Annotated in this window: 18 protein-coding genes and 1 riboswitch; of the genes, 4 read left to right on the top strand and 14 right to left on the bottom strand. The window is 62.3% G+C overall.

Annotated elements, in window-relative coordinates:
* Positions 1 to 177: 177 nt before the first annotated feature.
* Entirely contained in the window at positions 178 to 1,980 is a 1,803-nt protein-coding gene (locus AC1DLT_RS12750) for an adenine deaminase (RefSeq protein WP_477486956.1), read from the top strand.
* Positions 1,981 to 1,992: 12 nt separating this feature from the next.
* On the opposite strand, the gene AC1DLT_RS12745 is transcribed toward AC1DLT_RS12750, so the two are convergent.
* The 13 genes from AC1DLT_RS12745 to AC1DLT_RS12685 form a co-directional block, all read right to left on the bottom strand.
* Entirely contained in the window at positions 1,993 to 3,390 is a 1,398-nt protein-coding gene (locus AC1DLT_RS12745; RefSeq protein WP_477486955.1) for a dipeptidase, read from the bottom strand.
* Between the two features lie 87 nt (positions 3,391 to 3,477).
* On the bottom strand, positions 3,478 to 4,335 hold the full coding sequence (nadC, locus tag AC1DLT_RS12740) for a carboxylating nicotinate-nucleotide diphosphorylase (protein WP_477486954.1): 858 nt from the start codon (positions 4,333 to 4,335) through the stop codon (positions 3,478 to 3,480).
* A 1-nt stretch (position 4,336) separates the two neighbouring features.
* Positions 4,337 to 5,875 (bottom strand): L-aspartate oxidase, encoded by a 1,539-nt coding sequence (locus AC1DLT_RS12735; RefSeq protein ID WP_477486953.1) that lies wholly within the window; start codon positions 5,873 to 5,875, stop codon positions 4,337 to 4,339.
* Positions 5,872 to 6,843: a quinolinate synthase NadA gene (nadA, locus tag AC1DLT_RS12730; RefSeq protein WP_477486952.1), complete on the bottom strand. Its 972-nt coding sequence runs from the start codon at positions 6,841 to 6,843 to the stop codon at positions 5,872 to 5,874. The genes AC1DLT_RS12735 and nadA overlap by 4 nt, the downstream gene beginning before the upstream one ends.
* Before the next feature lie 68 nt (positions 6,844 to 6,911).
* On the bottom strand, positions 6,912 to 7,814 hold the full coding sequence (locus tag AC1DLT_RS12725) for an NUDIX hydrolase (protein ID WP_247138530.1): 903 nt from the start codon (positions 7,812 to 7,814) through the stop codon (positions 6,912 to 6,914).
* A 97-nt stretch (positions 7,815 to 7,911) separates the two neighbouring features.
* Positions 7,912 to 8,856, bottom strand: a complete 945-nt coding sequence (locus tag AC1DLT_RS12720; RefSeq protein WP_477486951.1) for an ABC transporter substrate-binding protein — start codon at positions 8,854 to 8,856, stop codon at positions 7,912 to 7,914.
* Positions 8,853 to 9,635 (bottom strand): ABC transporter permease, encoded by a 783-nt coding sequence (locus AC1DLT_RS12715; RefSeq protein WP_477486950.1) that lies wholly within the window; start codon positions 9,633 to 9,635, stop codon positions 8,853 to 8,855. The genes AC1DLT_RS12720 and AC1DLT_RS12715 overlap by 4 nt, the downstream gene beginning before the upstream one ends.
* Before the next feature lie 135 nt (positions 9,636 to 9,770).
* Positions 9,771 to 9,874: riboswitch (TPP riboswitch) on the bottom strand.
* A 162-nt stretch (positions 9,875 to 10,036) separates the two neighbouring features.
* Positions 10,037 to 10,297: a cell division topological specificity factor MinE gene (gene minE / locus AC1DLT_RS12710; RefSeq protein ID WP_038543946.1), complete on the bottom strand. Its 261-nt coding sequence runs from the start codon at positions 10,295 to 10,297 to the stop codon at positions 10,037 to 10,039.
* Positions 10,294 to 11,109, bottom strand: coding sequence for a septum site-determining protein MinD (minD, locus tag AC1DLT_RS12705; protein WP_038543948.1), 816 nt, complete (start codon positions 11,107 to 11,109; stop codon positions 10,294 to 10,296). Before minD ends, minE begins: the two co-directional genes overlap by 4 nt.
* Positions 11,110 to 11,140: 31 nt before the next feature.
* On the bottom strand, positions 11,141 to 11,869 hold the full coding sequence (gene minC / locus AC1DLT_RS12700; RefSeq protein WP_038543950.1) for a septum site-determining protein MinC: 729 nt from the start codon (positions 11,867 to 11,869) through the stop codon (positions 11,141 to 11,143).
* A gap of 788 nt (positions 11,870 to 12,657) precedes the next feature.
* Complete coding sequence (locus AC1DLT_RS12695) at positions 12,658 to 12,804, bottom strand: DUF1127 domain-containing protein (protein WP_065814776.1); 147 nt, start codon at positions 12,802 to 12,804, stop codon at positions 12,658 to 12,660.
* A 156-nt stretch (positions 12,805 to 12,960) separates the two neighbouring features.
* Positions 12,961 to 13,350 carry a RidA family protein gene (locus AC1DLT_RS12690; protein WP_477486949.1) on the bottom strand — a complete coding sequence of 130 codons (390 nt, stop codon included), beginning with the start codon at positions 13,348 to 13,350 and terminating at the stop codon, positions 12,961 to 12,963.
* A gap of 110 nt (positions 13,351 to 13,460) precedes the next feature.
* Positions 13,461 to 13,979, bottom strand: a complete 519-nt coding sequence (locus AC1DLT_RS12685) for a Dps family protein (protein ID WP_038543954.1) — start codon at positions 13,977 to 13,979, stop codon at positions 13,461 to 13,463.
* Between the two features lie 362 nt (positions 13,980 to 14,341).
* On the opposite strand from AC1DLT_RS12685, the gene AC1DLT_RS12680 reads away from it, so the two are divergent.
* Both AC1DLT_RS12680 and AC1DLT_RS12675 read left to right on the top strand, forming a co-directional pair.
* Positions 14,342 to 14,578 carry a BrnA antitoxin family protein gene (locus AC1DLT_RS12680; protein WP_477486948.1) on the top strand — a complete coding sequence of 79 codons (237 nt, stop codon included), beginning with the start codon at positions 14,342 to 14,344 and terminating at the stop codon, positions 14,576 to 14,578.
* 10 nt (positions 14,579 to 14,588) lie between these two features.
* Complete coding sequence (locus tag AC1DLT_RS12675; protein ID WP_157885146.1) at positions 14,589 to 14,732, top strand: hypothetical protein; 144 nt, start codon at positions 14,589 to 14,591, stop codon at positions 14,730 to 14,732.
* Between the two features lie 28 nt (positions 14,733 to 14,760).
* On the opposite strand, the gene AC1DLT_RS12670 is transcribed toward AC1DLT_RS12675, so the two are convergent.
* A complete protein-coding gene (locus tag AC1DLT_RS12670; RefSeq protein WP_038543958.1) occupies positions 14,761 to 15,015 on the bottom strand; it encodes a DUF982 domain-containing protein in 255 nt (84 codons plus the stop codon).
* A gap of 693 nt (positions 15,016 to 15,708) precedes the next feature.
* On the opposite strand from AC1DLT_RS12670, the gene AC1DLT_RS12665 reads away from it, so the two are divergent.
* Positions 15,709 to 17,559 carry a PBP1A family penicillin-binding protein gene (locus AC1DLT_RS12665; protein WP_477487235.1) on the top strand — a complete coding sequence of 617 codons (1,851 nt, stop codon included), beginning with the start codon at positions 15,709 to 15,711 and terminating at the stop codon, positions 17,557 to 17,559.
* Positions 17,560 to 17,704: the final 145 nt, after the last annotated feature.

Genomic DNA, 17,704 nt, shown 5'->3' with positions numbered 1-17,704 from the left:
TCATTGCATCGGACCACTATCCCAAACCTTGGCGTTGCTGAAAAGCAGCATATTTCGCCGCGGCGGTTCGAATTTCGGCAACGCTTCAATGCATTCCTCCCGATTGGCGCTTCCTTGCCATGCCGGCTTTCCCTACAATCTCACCTGCCCCTCCCAAGTCCTGCAAATGAGGTTTTCATGCCCGCCCTCACTCGCTTCTCCGTCCAGCCCCTGTCGACCATGACCCGCCGTCTCGCGGATGTCGCCTCCGCCCGCCGCGATCCCGATCTGGTCATCCAGGGCGCGCGCGTGCTCTCCACCTATTCGGAGCGCATTCTCGACGGCCGCGAGGTCTGGATCTCGGGTGGTCGCATCGCAGCCGTCAAACCGGCCGGCAGCTACCGGAACGGCTCGGCAAAGCTCTACGACGCCAAGGGCGGCATCATCGCCCCGGGCCTCGTCGATCCGCATATCCACATCGAATCCTCGATGGTGACAGCCTGCGCTTATGCCGAGGCGGCACTGCTGAACGGCACCACGACGATCTTCTGCGACAGCCACGAGATCGGCAATGTCATGGATGTCGCGGGTGTTGAGGCAATGCTTGAAGATGCGCGCCAGGCACCACTGTCGATCTTCCTCACCGTGCCCAGCACAGTGCCGGCGACGTCTCCGCAGCTCGAAACCGCCGGCGGCGACCTGACGCCGGCAAAAATCGCGGCACTGTTCGACAAATGGCCGGAGGCCGTGGCGCTCGGCGAAAAGATGGATTTCGTCCCCGTCGCGATGGGCGACGAGCGCAGCCATGCCATTCTTGCAGCAGCACTCCAGCGCGGCCGGCCGGTCTCGGGCCACGTCTATGGTCGGGAATTCGTTGCCGCCTACGCCGCTTCCGGCGTCACCGATACTCATGAGGCGATCGACCGCGACATTGCCGACGACCTGCTCGAAGCCGGCGTCTGGCTCTTCCTGCGCGGTGGCCCGCCGACAACGCCTTGGCATTCCCTGCCGCATGCGATCAAGACGATCACCGAACTTGGCGCCTCGCATAAACGCGTCGCCGTCTGCACCGACGACCGCGACGCCGAGGATCTGCTCGCCTTCGGCCTCGACTGGGTGACACGCGAAGCGGTCAAGGCCGGTATGACATCGGAACAGGCCTGGGCGATGGGCTCGCTGCACGGTGCGACCCGTTTCGGCATGGAAGGCGAAATCGGCGGCATGGGCGGCGGACGAAGGGCGGACCTCGTGCTTCTGAGCGACGACCTGAAGCCGGTCAGCACCTGGTACGGCGGCGAACTGGTGGTCGACAACCGCAAGATCACGCCAATCCTGGATGAAGCGCTTTCAAAACCCTATCGCTATCCGGAGGCCGCCTACCACACAGTCAAGCTGCCGAAGAACCTCAAGTTGACCCCCGATCTTCCGATCGACACGGTCACCGCCCATACGATCCGCACCGAGCTTCCCGGCATCACGCTCGGCCATGTCACAGTGACGCTCGAACCCGCCAACGACTGGCAGGCGCATTTCGACCATCATGACCTCTGCTTCGTCACCGTCGTCGAGCGGCATGGCAAGTCATCCGGAAACGTGGCGCACGGGCTGCTCAACGGTTTCGGCCTGAAAAAGGGCGCCGTCGCCTCCTCCGTCGGCCATGATAGCCACAACATCATCGTCGCCAGCACGAATGAGCTCGACATGCAGCTGGCGCTGGATGCGATCGAGGAAAAACAGGGCGGCGTCTGCGTTGTCATGGACGGCAAGGTCACGGCGATGGTGCCGCTGCCGATCGCCGGCCTGCTCTCCGACAAACGCGTCCACGAGGTCGCCGACGAGGTGAAGACCCTCAAGCTCGAATGGGAAAAGGCCGGCTGCACCATCGCCTATATGGGCTTCAACCTTATCCCGTTGTCGGTCATCCCGGAGATCCGCATCACCGACAAGGGACTTGTTCTCGTTCCGGAAATGATGATCTCGCCGCTCTTCGAAAAAGCCTGAGCGGCGACAGGATCAGTCGGCGAGCGCTGCGAGAATACGCACCCAGGAGCGGATGCCTTTGTGGAAGCTCGACAGGTCGTATTTCTCGTTCGGGCTGTGAACGCGGTTGTCGAAACGGGCAAAGCCGACAAGCAGCGCGTCACAGCCGAGCCGGCGCTTGAACTCGCCAATGATCGGGATCGAGCCGCCCGTTCCGGCAAGTGCCGCCTCGCACCCCCATTCGGTGGAAAGCGCTGCAAGTGTCTTCGTCAGGAACGGGCTCTCGATCGGCATCACGGTCGCCGGCGCCAGGCCGAAATCCTTGAACGCCACCGAGCAGTCTGCCGGAATACGCGCCGCGACATGCGCCTTGAAGGCATCTCGGATCTTTTCCGGAACCTGTCCGTCGACCAGCCGGAACGATATCTTGGCGGTCGCCTTGGCCGGGATGACCGTCTTGAACCCCTCGCCCGTATAACCGCCGCTGATGCCGTTGATCTCGCAGCTCGGCCGCGCCCAGACCTGTTCGAGGATCGACCGGCCCGCCTCGCCCGCCGGAATGGTCAGCCCGATATCGGCCAGAAACCCTTTCTCATCGAACGGCAGCCGTTGCCACTGCGCCTTGATGGCTTCCGGCAGTTCCTTGACGCCGTCGTAAAAGCCTTCGACCGCCACCCCGCCATCCGGCGTCCTGAGGCTCGCGACGACATCTGATAAAACCTGCAGCGCGTTGCGGGCGGCATTGCCGAACATGCCGGAATGCAGGTCCCGGTCGGCGCAGGTGATCTCGACCTCGGTGCTGTAGAGCCCGCGCAGCATGGTGGTGACGGCCGGAGTTTCACGGTCCCACATGTCGGTATCGCAGACATAGACCATGTCCGCCTTCAGCTCGTCAGCGGTCGCATCGAGAAAGGGCGCAAGGCTCGGGCTGCCCGCCTCCTCCTCACCTTCGAAGAGAATGCTGACTTGTACCGGCAGTTTGCCGGCCACCGCCTTCCAAGCACGGCAGGCCTCGACGAAGGTCATCATCTGGCCCTTGTCGTCCGAAGCGCCGCGCGCGACGATCGCGGTGTCGCCGTTCGGCAACGGCTCCAGCCGAGGCTCGAACGGATCGCTGGTCCAGAGCGCCAGCGGATCGACCGGCTGGACGTCGTAATGCCCGTAGAACAGCAGATGCGGCCCGGCAGCCTCCTTCTGATGCGCGACGACCATCGGATGGCCCGTCGTCGGCCGGACGGACGCATCGAACCCGATCGAGGCGAGATCGCGGCTCAGCCACTCGGCCGCCGCCCTGCACTGATCGCGATAGCCTGGATCGGTCGAAATGCTCGGAATCCGGATCAGGTCGAAGAGACGTTCGAGGCTCTTGTCAATATCGGTATCGACAAGAGCCAACACGGCGTCGATCTGCTCTTCGGGTATTCTCGGCATCTTGCATTCCTTGCCCGTTCGGTGTTCCGGATCAAGGATGTACCATTGTTTTCAACGACACCGGAAGCCTCTGGTGCCGTCAGTCACTTAATTTGCAGACCGGAAATCGAGCCCGATGTCGAGCGTCGGCGCGCTGTGGGTGATCCAGCCGACGGAGAGCAGATCGACGCCCGAGGCGGCCACGGCGGCCGCCGTCGCCGGCGTGATCCCGCCGGATGCCTCGGTGATCGCCCGGCCCGCAACGATGCCGACGGCCTCGCGAAGCTGGTCCGGCGTCATGTTGTCGAGCAGCACCGCATCGACGCCGATCTCCATGGCGTCATAAAGCTGGTCGAGCGTATCGACCTCCACCTCGATCTTGACCATGTGCCCGACACCGGCCTTGGCGCGACGGATAGCTTCGGCGATGCCGCCGGCGATCGCCACGTGATTGTCCTTGATCAGCACTGCATCGTAGAGCGCAAAACGATGGTTCATGCCGCCGCCGGCGCGCACCGCGTATTTCTCCAGCGCCCGAAGCCCCGGCGTCGTCTTGCGGGTGCAGACGACCGAAGCCTTGGTCCCTTCGATCGCCGCGACAATGCCGGCCGTGACGCTAGCGATACCGGAGAGATGACCGAGGAAATTGAGCGCCGTCCGTTCGCCGGTCAGAAGGCCGCGCGACGGGCCTTCGATAGTGGCGATCACGTCACCCGGCTTCACCGCCCCGCCATCCTCGATATGGCGGGTCATGACGATCTTCGGGTCGACGAGCTGGAAGGCCAGTTCCGCCGCATCGAGGCCGGCGATGACGCCGGGCTTGCGGGCGGCCATGACAACCGTCGAGCGATGATCGGCCGGAATGACGGCCGTGGAGGTGACGTCGCCGGCTAGGCCGAGGTCTTCCAGAAGTGCGGCGCGCACCGGCGGTTCGACGAGAAGTCGCGGAAGGGCGGCAAGGATCATGTCAGGCACTCCGGGCAAGAGGATGGGAAGCGGTCGCGCGGGCAATATCCAGCGCATCGGCAAGGCGCATCTGCTGCCGTTCCGCATAGGCGAGCTTCAGCGGGAAATCGGTGCGGGCATGCGCGCCACGGGATTCCTTTCGCAGCGAGGCGAAGACTGCAATCAGCAGCGCGACGATCGCCGGATCAGCGGCGGATCCTTCGCTTTCGACGAGCGGCAGCAGGCTCGCGATCGCACCATGGATGGCGCCGGCATTTCTAAGAACGCCGAGATGCCGCGATACGATCGGCCGCACGGTAGAAATATCCACCGGCACCGGCAGCTCGGCATCGGTGATCTGATACGTTCCGGCGGACGTTGCCGAGAGATCTAGCGCGGCCCGCATGCCCATGACGGCGGCTTCCAGAAGCGAGTTGCTGGCGAGCCGGTTGGCGCCGTGGAGACCGGTCGAAGCCGCCTCCCCGACCACCCACAGCCCCTGCAACGAGCTACGGCCGTTCCCGTCAGTCGCCACACCACCCATATGGTAATGAACGGCGGGACGGACCGGGATGAGGTCGGAATTGGGATCGACGCTCGCTTCCCGGCAGAACGCGTCGATCGCCGGAAACCGTCTGGAGAACCCGTTTCCGAGCGCCGGCCGGGCATCGAGAAAGACACGCCCGCCGCGGGCGATCTCGGCACTGATGGCACGCGCCACGATATCCCGCGCAGCCAGTTCGGCCCCCGGTTCGCGGGCGAGAAAACGCTCGCCCTTTTCGTTGACCAGCACCGCACCCTCGCCGCGCACCGCCTCGCTGACCAGCGCCAGTGGCCGCCGCTGGGAATCGAGCGCCGTCGGGTGGAACTGCACGAATTCCATATCCGCAAGCACCGCGCCGGCCCGTGCTGCAAGCATCACGCCCTGGCCGAAATTGCCGGTGGGATTGGTGGTCGCATCATAAAGCCCCCCAAGGCCGCCGGTCGCCAGAACCACCCGCGTGGTCGGAACAACAACCGCTCCCGAGCCCGCCGCGCAGAGCAGGCCGGACACCGCATCGCCATTCGTCAAAAGCCGACGAACCTCAACACCATCAAACACCGTGATCGACGGCGTTCTGGAAACGGCTTCGACCAACGCCCGGACGATCGCCGCGCCCGAGCCGTCGCCCGCCACGTGCACGATACGGCGGCGCGAATGGGCAGCCTCCAGCCCGAGCGAAAGCGAACCGTCAGCGGCCCGGTCGAAACGCACGCCGAATTTTTCCAGGATGGCGATGGCGTTCGGGGCTTGCGTCAGGATCGAAGCGGCGACTGCCGGATCACAAAGTCCGTCGCCGGCTGCGAGCGTATCGGCCAGATGCAGGTTAGCGCTGTCGTCGGCCCCGAGGCTCGCAGCAATGCCGCCCTGTGCCCAGGCGCTCGACGTTTCCGCACCCAAGGCGGCGCGGGTGATCAGCACGACGGGCTGCGGCGCCAAGGTCAGCGCCGTCACAAGGCCCGCCAGGCCGCTGCCGACGATCGCGATGCGGCCGGCGAGATGGTCGAGGATCTCGGTCATATGGCGAGCATCCTCTCGACCGCGCGGCGGGCGGCAACCGCGATCGACGGATCGACGGTCACCTCGTGCTGGTTTTCCTCCAGCGCCTTGCGGATGTTGGCGAGCGTGATCCGCTTCATGTGCGGGCAGAGGTTGCAGGGCCGCACGAATTCCACGTCCGGATGATGCACGGCGACATTGTCACTCATCGAGCACTCGGTCAGAAGCACGACGCGGGCCGGCTTCTTTTGGCCGACATAATCGGACATGACAGCCGTGGAACCGGCAAAATCGGCTTCTGCCACCACTTCCGGCGGGCATTCCGGATGCGCCAGCACAACGACGCCCGGATGCGCCTCGCGCAGATCGCGGACGTCCTGCGCGTTGAACAACTCGTGCACTTCGCAATGGCCGTGCCAGGCGATGATCTCGACACTGGTTTCCCGCGCGACGTTCTGCGCCAGGTATTCGTCCGGGATCATCAGCACTTTCGGGACACCGAGCGACTCCACCACCTGTTTAGCATTGCCGGAGGTGCAGCAGATATCGGACGCCGCCTTCACCGCCGCAGACGTGTTCACGTAGGTGATGATCGGCACGCCCGGATGCGCCTGCCGCAGCAGCGCGATGTCCTCGGGCGTGATCGAATCCGCCAGCGAACAGCCCGCCGCCATGTCCGGGATCAGTACCGTCTTCCCCGGGTTCAGCAGCTTTGCCGTCTCCGCCATGAAATGCACGCCGGCGAGCACGATCACATCCGCATCCACGTCGATCGCCTTGCGGGCGAGCGCCAGACTGTCGCCGACGATATCCGCGACGCCATGGAAGATTTCCGGCGTCTGGTAATTGTGAGCGAGGATGACGGCGTTGCGGGTGCGCTTGAGCTCCAGGATCGCGGCGACATCCGCCTCGTAGCTCATCCACTCGGCCTTCGGGATGACGCGGCTGACACGATCGTAAAGCTGGGAAACCGAAACCGGGGAATTCATGAGCGACTCCTTTTATACTCGAAGTGAGTATATCCGGCGCAGAGACATATTCTCGTTTAGAGTTTATGTCAATTGCGTGAAAGCGGAAGTTTCGAACCGGAAAGCGCGCGCTCTTCGAGTACCGCATGACGGTAGCGGAAGAGCTTGGCCGGCCGGCCGCCAGTCTCGCTGGTCGCCTCCCCGGTTTCCTCGATCAGCTCCTGCTGGTCGATCAGCCTGCGGAAGTTCGGCTTGTGCAGCGTCAGGCCGGCCAGCGCTTCGACGGTGCGCTGCAATTGCGACAGCGTAAAACTCTCCGGCATCAGTTCGAAGACTACCGGGCGATATTTGATCTTGGCGCGCAGCCGCGCGATCCCGGTCGCCAGGATACGGCGGTGATCGGCAAACATCGATCGACCGAAATTTTTGGCCGGCGGACAACCGGCCTCGGTCACAAGGCCTGCCTCATACATCAACTCGTAACGCTGCAGGCCGAGATCCTCGTTCCAGGCGGCACCGTCTAGCCCGAAGGCAAAATCGACGCGACGCTGGCGGTGTTCGCGGCGCGCCGTTTCCGAAGCGACCCAATCCTGCAGGCGGTCGGTGATGGCCGCCTGTATCTCCGGCCTCCCCCCGCGATGGTCCTCCCAGGGGAAATATTCGTACCAGCCGTGCCAGCCGGGTTTTCCGGCGCCGGGTGCGGCCTGCTCGCGGACGAGGCCGAGATAGCTGATCGAGATCGTCCGCCCCTCGGCATCCTCATGGGTGCGGTCGCGGTCGGCGAACGTATAGAGCTGTTCGAGATAACCGAGCGGATGGCCTGTCTGGTCGCCGACCCATTCGCGAAGCCCGGCCTGTAGGCTGCGATGGCCGAGCTCGAAAGGGCCGGACGGCAGCGCATCTCCCGAGCGTACCGTCATCACGCGCGGCTCGTCGCCGGTGACGGCGGACAGAACCGCGATCAGTTCCGCATGGGCAAGTCCGATGGTCAAGCAAACTCCGGGTCACGTAACGTGGAAAGCCTGTCTGGCATGAAAATCACGTTACGCGAACCCCGGAGCTCAAATCAAACGATATCAGCAACTTGGCCTATTTGATTTCGACAGCAACGTCGGAGACCGGAGGCACTGCCTTGATCAGTCCCGTTTCCTTCATGAAGGCGGCGAAGCGCTGGTAGCGGCCTTGGTCGAGTGCGGCCGGACGCTTGGCAAAACGCGGCAGCGTGTCGAAGAACGCGGTGCGGTTCAACTCGTCGTCGAGGCTCGGATAGGCCTTGACAAAAAGCTGCCAGGCCTCCAGCGGATGGTTGGTGATGTAGATCGAGGCCTGTTCGACTGCATGCAGGAAACGCGGCAGCCGGTTATCGCCAGCAGAATCGCGGCGGGTGACGAAGATCAGTTCGTCATAAGCAGGAACCCCGTGCTCTTCAGGGAAAAACGCCCGCCCCGCATGGCCTTCCAGCTTCATCTGGGTCAGCTCGAAATTGCGGAACCCACCGAGCGTCGCATCCACCTTGCCCCCGATCAGCGACGGCGACAGCGAAAAGTTGACGTTGATCAGCTCCACGTCGTCGTTGGAAAGCCCTTCCGAGGCCAGCATGCGCTTCAGCATCGCATCCTCGAAACCGGTCACGGAAAAGCCGACCTTCTTGCCTTTCAGGTCCTTGAGGCTCTTGATCGGACCGTCCGCCAGCACAGTGACGGTGTTGAGCGGCGTTTCGACCAGCGTGCCGAACCGCACAAGCGGCAGGCCCGCTTCGTGGTCGAGATAGAGGTTTGGCTGATAGTGGATGCCGATATCCGCCTCGCCCGCCGAAACCAGCCGCGGCACCGCGGAGGCATCGGACGGCGGGATGAGCTCGACGTCGAGATTGGCATCGCCAAACAGCCCGCGCTGCTGGGCGATCACCATCGGCGCGTGGTCCGGATTGACGAACCATTCGAGCAGCACGCTCAGCTTGTCGGCGGCCTGCGCAGAAATCGGGGTGGCAAGGCTGGCCAGCGCGATGAAGGACGCGGTGAGGATACGGATCATGATCGGACGGAACTCCCTGATGCGGATGAAGATGAAGGGTCGGCTTCGCTTGCCCACGGGGCGAGCCCGGCGGTCAGCCGGTCGATGAGAAGCCTTAGAATGAGGGTAAGGATTGCCAGTATGGCCATCGCCGCGAACACCGTGTCGGTCTGCATGCGGGCATTGGCCTGGACCATCACGAAGCCGAGCCCGCCGGACGCCCCGACCCATTCCCCGACAACGGCACCGAGCGGCGCCAGCGGGGCGGCGACCCGAAGGCCGGAAACGAGGCTCGGGATCGCCAGCGGCACGCGCATCGACACCAGCGTCTGCCAATGGCTGGCGCCCTCCAGCGAGACAGCGTCGAGGATTTCCTGATCGGTGCGGCGAAGGCCGTCGGCAAAAGCGGAGGCGACCGGAAAGAAGATGATGATCGTCGTCATCGCCACTTTCGAGGCAAGGCCGAAACCCAGCCAGAGAACCAGGATCGGCGCCAGCACGAAGACGGGAAAGGCCTGCAGGATCAGCACCATCGGCCAGACGAGACGGCCGAGCCGCGGCAGCGCCGCAACGCCGAAGGCCGTGGCAATGCCGAGGCCTGCGCCGATCGCGAGGCCTAGCGCGATTTCGATCAGCGTGACGGCGCTGTTCTGCAGCAGGAAACCAGGCTGCCGCAGGAAGGCGGACGCGACGGCTACAGGCGACGGCAGAATATAGCGGGGCGGAGCAAACAGCCAGACGCCGGCTTGCCAGAGGGCGACAAGCAGGACGAGGCCGATGACCGCATGGGACGCACGCATGACGCTACGCGTCGAACCTGCACGTGACGGCCGGATACCCGTTGGGGACAACGGAAAGAATGGATGTCATCGGTCGATCTCCAGATCAGTCAATCACGGAGACCCAGGTGAAGCGGAGAAGAGAAAGTGCCGTCGGACGACGCCTATTTCCGTTCCTACGCCGGCATGACCCGGATCAGGTTCAAGGGTCCGGCTCGCCGCCATCTCAGCATCGTCAAGATGCCCCCCTCGGAATTACGACGATAACTGTCGGTTTTCAGCAATCCTGTCAAGCGGACCGGATTGGCGGCCGTTTCCACTCAGCGCGTCGCCGTCTTCCTTCGCGCAAGAAAGCGAAATACGAAACGCGGACAACCTGGTTGTCCGCGTTTCAAAATTCGAGTTTGCCGAATGCTGTCGGCTCAGGCAGCCTGGCTGACAGCATCCAACGGGATCTCGACGTCGATCTCGAGGATCGTGACGTTCTCGTCGCGGTCCATCTTGACCTGCACCTTGTCGCTGTCGACCTGCACGTGCTTGGCGATCACCGCAAGGATTTCTTCGCGAAGCAAGGATACGAGGTCCGAGCCGTTCGATGAGCGTTCGTGGGCGAGAAGCACCTGCAGGCGTTCGCGGGCCGTGGGTGCGGAGCGCTGTTTGCGGAAAAGGTTGAATATGGTCATGCGGCCCTCCGTGCGAAGATCTTGCCGAATATCCCCCGCTTTTCCCCGGGGATCGTGATCGGCAGAACTTCTCCTGCAAGCCGGCGTGCGGCATCGAAATAGGCCATGGCCGGTGCGCTGCGTGCATCCGCCAGGGTGACCGGCGCACCGATATTCGAGGCGCGCAGGACATCCATGCTTTCGGGGATGATGCCGATCAGCGGGATGGAGAGGATCTCCAGCACGTCCTCGACCTTCAGCATATCGCCCCGCTCAGCGCGGTTGGCGTCGTAGCGCGTCAGAAGCAGGTGCTTTTCCATCCGCTCGCCGCGCTCGGCCTTCATCGTCTTCGAGTCCAGCAGGCCGATGATGCGGTCCGAGTCGCGGACGGACGAGACTTCCGGATTGGTGACCACCACAGCCATGTCGGCGTGGCGCATGGCAAGCGTGGCGCCGCTCTCGATACCGGCGGGGCTATCGCAGATAACCCAGTCGAAGACCCGCTTCAATTCGGTAATGACCCGCTCCACGCCCTCGGGCGTCAGGTTGTCCTTGTCGCGCGTCTGCGATGCCGGCAGCAGGAACAGCGTCTCCAGGCGCTTGTCGCGAATCAGAGCCTGCGAGAGCTTCGCCTCGCCCTGGATGACGTTGATCAGATCGTAAACGACCCGACGTTCGGCGCCCATCACGAGGTCGAGGTTGCGCAGCCCGACGTCAAAATCGACGACGACAACCCGTTCGTTTCGCTGGGCCAGAGCCGCTCCGAGTGCGGCAGTCGAGGTCGTCTTGCCAACCCCGCCCTTGCCTGAAGTGACTACGATGACTTTCCCCATCTTGCTCTCCTGTTTGCTGGCCGGTTGCGGCTCAAATAAGTTTCTCTGCCATGATCGAATCCCCTTCGAGCCAAAGCTGGACTGAATGTCCGCGAAGGCCGGGGGCCATGTCGTCCGCCATCTTGTAGATGCCGTCGATTGCCAAAAGCTCGGCTTCGAGCTTGCGGCAGAAGATGCGTGCCGATGCGTTTCCGAGCGATCCTGCCATGGCCCTGCCACGCAGGGTCCCGTAAATGTGGATCGAGCCACCAGCGATGATTTCAGCTCCCGAGGCGACCGATCCGATAATCGTCACGTCGCCTTCGGGGAAGATCACCGACTGCCCCGACCGCACCGGATCGCGAATGACGATAGACTGCAAGGTCGGGCGCATCTCGGGCACCGACGGTTTCGGCTCGCTGTTGTGCAACTCGATGATCGGCTCCTTGGCGACGGCTTCGTCGGAGACCGGCCGACCACCTTTGAGTGCCGGAGGCATGCCTGGCCCCAGGATCGAAGGACGGCCGCCTTCGATACCCATGATATTGACACTGCGCCCGGCAAGCTCGGCGATGAGCTCTTTCAACTGAGCGCGATCGATTGGCAGATCGGTAACATCGAGCACGACCGGTCGGCCAAGGAAGAACCCGGCGGAACGCGCCGCGAGATCATCCAGCCGGACGAGCCAATCGTCGAAAGGAAGATCGGGAGCAAGCACGACCGCCAGAAAAGAACGGCCCTTGATACGGATAGCGCGAGCGTCTGTTAGCATTTTGGTCATCTGCGTAAAGAAATCGTGACCGTTTTTTAGCCCCGATATGGTTAACAATTGGTAAACAAGAAGCTCTTGGACGGCCTGGTTTTAACCGATCGTTACGATCTTCCCTTGCACCAGGCCCACCTCGCCGACATAGGCTTCGCAATGAAGAGAAGACCGGGCGCGAGGAAGAAAAGGGGCGGTCGACAAGGCGATGCGCCAGGCGCGAATCATCTCTCCCGGCACTTCGATGGTGGCTGTGATTCTGGGCTGCCATGGAGATTCGGTTGCCGTGAGAATCCGTAGAAGACCGTTTTCCGGCGAGTGCCCCTTCTCCGCGATGCGGCAACGGATCGCCTCGCCGCGTCTTCGACTTTCAGGCACGAATCGACATCGCCGGATGCCACCTGAGCGACCTCGGTTAAACGCGCGATTTTGAATTCTGAAAAACCCTCAGCCTCAAAACGAAAAAGCCTGCCGCGGGAGGAGGTGCGGCAGGCTTTCCGTAAAGAACCGAACAGCGGCTGGGAGGAGGAGTGCCGCCGTTCCTACAGACGTCCCTGGGAGGAGGAGTGGGCCGTCTGATAACACGAAGCTCTGCGGGAGGAGGTGCATCGCTTCGATAAGTATGACTATACAACGATCCTGCACTATTGATAGTCATTATGTTGCAGTGCAGCTATACGAAAAATGCATACCTGCAAACGGGTAGTGAAGTCTCAAAGAGGTCTGGCGCGCAGAACATCTTCTGACGCAGAAACGCCCGCGGCAATGGCGGGCGTCGTGCATGGTCCGGGCGGGCTATATCGCGATTAGCGACCGATGGCTGCGCGGGCGACGTTGCGAATGTCGGAGCGGTCGATGCCGAGGTCCTGCAGTTCGCGGCTGGTCATGCGGCCGAGTTCGGTGACGGTCTGACGATACTTGCGCCAGTTGTTGAAAGAGCGTGCTACGTTCATGATCGGGTCCCTTTCCTGAGACTGTCTGACGTCAGCAACCGTTCTGGCTCCGGCGTCGTTCGATGACAGGGATATAATCCTTCCCACCTGCCTGTAAAAGCAACAAAGCCTCAGGGCACCCATGCAAAACCTGCATTGGTCTTGCGGGAACGCCTGTTATGCCGCCTTGGTCGATGCCGCAGCGCACACCATGATCATCTCCACCTTCAGATTGGGATTGGCAAGCCGCGCCTCGAAACAGGCCCGGGCGGGCGGAGCCATGCCCGAAACCCAGGCGTCCCAGACCTCGTTCATTTCGGCATAACCGTCCATGTCGGCCAATATGATCGCGCAGAAGATCAGGCCCTGCTTGGCGCTGCCGATTTCGGCAAGCCGCGCTTCGGCTTTGGCGAGCAGTTGCCGGGTCTGTTCGGCAGTGCTCAAATCACCGTCATAAGGGGATTGAGGCGTCACGGCGAAATAGCCGGTGCCTTGATGCACGACAGCCGAACTTCCGCGGCTGCCGATACCGAAGCGGTCGATGATGGAGGAGAAGTCTTGTTTCATGAAATGCCTGTACTGGTTCTGAACGGTGGATGAGATGTCATCGCGACGATCGGCGGCAGCGATGCCGTTGCCGCCGTGGGGTTCTTTATAGATTTCAATTGGTGACCGATTTATTCGGCGCCGCGTGTCGTCTCGAACAGGAACCAGGCGCGGCGTTCCGTCTCGTCGATCCAGACTTCCAGCAGGCTCGTGGTGGCTACGTCGTTATGTTCGGCGCAGACTTCGTGGGCCTGGCGCAGGAACGACACGAGTTGCTGGTTGTCGTCCTTCAATTCGGCAAGCATGTCGCGCGGGGTGACGAAATCGGCGTCGTTGTCGAGAAGGCGCTGCAGCCGGCCGATATGGCCGATCGAGCGGATCGTCGTGCCGCCGATCTTGCGGGCACGTTCGGCAATCGCGTCGGTCATGGCAAAAATCTGCTCGCCCTGTTCGTCAAGCATCACGTGGTAATCGCGAAAATGCGGGCCGCTCATATGCCAGTGAAAATTCTTGGTCTTGAGATAGAGCGCGAACGTATCCGCCAGCAGCGCCGCAAGCGCACCGGCAATATCGGCGGTGGCGTTGGAGGGCAGATCGGAGGGAGTGTTCAACGATGCCTTGCGGCGGTTTTCAACGGCGGTACGATCCATGGTCGTTCTCCTTGGGTGAGACGGATGGGCTTCGGACTTGGACAGACTGACCGGAGGCCAGTCGAACGGGACTGATCCGAGGACGATCGGCGGAGACAGCGTGCGTCAACAGAAGTGCTCGGGAGAGCGTTCTCAGGATCGAGGACGGTTATACGACCAAGAGCAGAAATCCCATAGTGGGTTTCCGAGGTTTGCGGATGCCGGTACGGCCCACATACCGATTGGCAATGCCTCTTCCCGCTGACCGCCCTGCTCCGTGATTGCTATTTCGCCAAGCTTGCTGATAGTTCGAGAAAAGAGCCGCGTCTGCAGGCCAGAACTGCGACGGCGAATACCCTCCCCTTTTGACTACGGAGATCATCATGACACGTCCCCCGCGCCGGCCCGTCAATCCACTCGAAGCTGCCGAGGCACTGTTCTCGCCGACCAAGAAGGCCGCCCCGGCTCCCGCCGTCGAGCGGCGGGCGCCACCCAATGTCAAGGAACTCGTGTCGCTGAAGCTCGATAGCGACGTGCTCGCCTATTTTCAGGACGATGGCCCCGGCTGGCAGGATCGCATCAACGATACGCTCCGTGCGGCCATGAACGACAGGGATTGAACGACATGGCATGGTCACCACGCTATGGCAGGTGATCTTCGGCCTCGCTTCCGGCCGTACAAGCAGCGCCCAACCGACGCTGCTCGACAGCCACCGTCTTGCGGCCCGGGATTTTTCGGCGCTTCGCTATATCCATCCGCGAACAGGTCCATGAAGATTGGCTGTGTCGCAAAAGATCAGGCTTATTGGAGCATTCCCGCTTCGAGTGCGGCGGACAGAAACGTCTCACGTGCAGATGCGGCGTCTACCTGTCTGCGCAGCGCAGCCGAGCAGAACTCGGTTGCTGTTCTGTAGCGCTCGTTGCGCGCGCCAGGCCATTTGTTGGTAAGGTAGATCAAGGCCTCTGCAGGAGTTCGAATAATTTCCGGAGACCTCCGCCCGACTGTTACGATCACCGGCTCCGGCCAGTTCGGATCGCTCATCACCCGTTTTTTCATGCATTTCCTCCGCTTGCAGATCAAACTTGCAGATCCGATAGTGACATGGCTTTCGCCGTCTATCTATTTGACCGCGCTTACTTCATTGGGAGTAGAGCATCACGGCTTCTGATCACCGATAGGCGCGGCAGCACCTTCCTTTTGTGCTGTCACGCACTATTTCATTTACGAGATCCAACCGCACCGCAGTGAATGACCCGCCCTGAGGACAACTCGAAGAAACCGGATGAACGTGCCCTCAGCGAGCCCGCGCCGATGACTGACACAGAGGCGGCACCCAAAGGCGTGCCGGAGACGGGCGAGCTTCACGAAGAAGGCTTGCCCCTGGGTGAATCGCCAGACGAGCAGAAAGCCAGCGGCAATTCTGCTCCTGTCTTTGGGCAAAGCGGGCGGGCCGTCCGTGAATTGCTGACCGCGCTCCGCCAGGATATCGGGACGTCGTGGCAATCGGGCTCTCTCTGGATAAGCAACGCCGCCGCTACGCTTTGGGGGAAACACGCAAGGCCGAAAAAGCGAGAACGGGACCCGACATCCAGGGCGGCAGCGGAACGCCTTTCAGGCCTCCGCAGCAAAGCCCTCTCCGCAATGGTCGCCTTGCGGCATTGGCGGCCAATTTCAAGGCAGAACCGGCAGTCAAGACGGTTGTCCTGGATAACCGTGGCTGCACTCGCATCATTTGCCTGCGTCCTCGTCATGGCGGGCGTTCTAGTATGGGCCTTGAAGGACGTGCCGTGGCGGGAGATCGCGGCAGGCACACTGAAGCCTGTCATCGTGCTTGAAACGGCGGATGGCGCGCCGCTTGTGCGGCAAGGCCCGTATCAGGGACCATATGCGGCTTACAATCAGTTTCCGAAGTCCCTCGTCGACGCTGTCCTGTCGATCGAGGACAGGCGGTTCATGACCCACTACGGTGTCGATCCGCAGGGAATCGGCCGCGCATTCATCAGGAATTTTCAGGCAGGCTCGGTGGTCCAGGGCGGCAGCACGATCACCCAGCAATTGATCAAGCTGCAATATCTGCAAAGCGATCGGACGCTGAAGCGGAAGATCCAGGAAGTGGTCATTGCGTTCTGGCTGGAATGGAAACTGGGCAAGCAGGAAATCCTGACCCGCTATCTGAATGCCGCCTATCTCGGTTCGGGTGCGACCGGAATGCCGGCCGCCGCACGGATTTACTTCAACAAAGACATCCGAGACCTCAACGTCTCGGAATCAGCGCTACTCGCGGGCCTCTTGAAGGCGCCGAGCCAGTTGAACCCGATCGACAATATCGAGGGCGCCCGCCAACGGACAGCGACTGTGCTCGCCGCGATGGTTGACAATGCCAAGCTGACGCCAGACGAAGCAGCCGCCGCCAGGGCGGAATTTGGCAAGCTCCGCCCGACGACGCCGACACCCCGTTCGGGAAGCTGGTTCGCCGACTGGATTTCGCCGCAGGCAAGCGAGATCGCAGGCGCCACCCCAGGCTCGACGACGGTACGCACAACCCTGGTCCCGCGTCTTCAGCGCATTGCCGAAAAGGTGATAACACAGGCTCTCGACGAAGACGGAAAGTCGCTTGGCGCCAGCCAGGCGGCGCTTGTGGCGATGACGCCAGAGGGCGCCGTCGTCGCCATGGTCGGCGGGCACGACTACAAGACGAGCCAGTTCAACCGCGCCGTCACGGCGATGCGGCAGCCCGGCTCCACGTTCAAACTTTTCGTCTATTACGCCGCCCTGAAGAGAGGACTGACCCTTTTCGACCGCGTCCTCGACGCACCGATCGAAATCGACGGGTGGTCACCTGAAAATTCCGGCGGCGCCTACCGCGGCTGGGTCACATTAGCGGAAGCTTTCGCCCGTTCGTTGAACGCCGCAACCGTCGCCCTCGCCCAGGATGTCGGGCTCGACAACGTCGTTGCCGCCGCCAAGGAGCTCGGCATCGATACACCCCTGGCACCGACCCCATCTCTGGCGCTCGGAACATCGGAGGTGAACCTGCTCGACCTCACCAGCGCCTATGCGTCGGTTCGCCTCGGCAAGGCGCCGGTCGAGCCATGGGGGATTGTTGATTTTCGAGCATCGGGGCAATCCCAGACTTTCAGAGTTGGCGAAAAGACGACACCCTCCATCGATCTGTCGCCCTACGAGTCCGACCTACTCGGCCTGCTGCAGCTCGTCATCGAACGCGGTACCGGCCGCGACGCAGATCCCGGCACGTTCGCGGCCGGCAAGACGGGCACCAGCCAGAACAATCGCGATGCCTGGTTCGTCGGCTTCACCGAGCCCCTGGTCGTCGGCGTCTGGGTCGGAAATGATGACGACACGCCGATGAAAGGCGTGACGGGCGGCTCGCTTCCAGCCCGGATTTGGCGGGACTTCATCCGCGCGGCAATGACCGAGCCCGCTCCCGATTTCGATCTGGACAAGGGTCTGGCGACCGGCGAGCCGGGCGCTGCGCCCTCCTGCAATATCACCGCCTGCTCCCGCAGCTACCGCTCTTTCCGGGCCTCCGACTGCACCTATCAACCTTTTCGGGGTGAGCGCAGGCTTTGCGAAAGGTGAACGCTGGCATTCGGAGCGCGGAGTGGTCGCGCACCAGCTCCGAGCAAATTTCCCAAGCCAAATGAAAGTATGAGATTTAACAAAAAACGACCGCTCTGTGATTGCTCGCCGAATGAAGCTTTGCTAGAGCAAGCCGCATTGCCTG

The sequence above is a fragment of the Neorhizobium sp. 05N33 genome (genome assembly GCF_056397445.1).
Note: the sequence above shows the minus strand (reverse complement) of the source record. Positions and strands in the feature narration are given on the sequence as shown.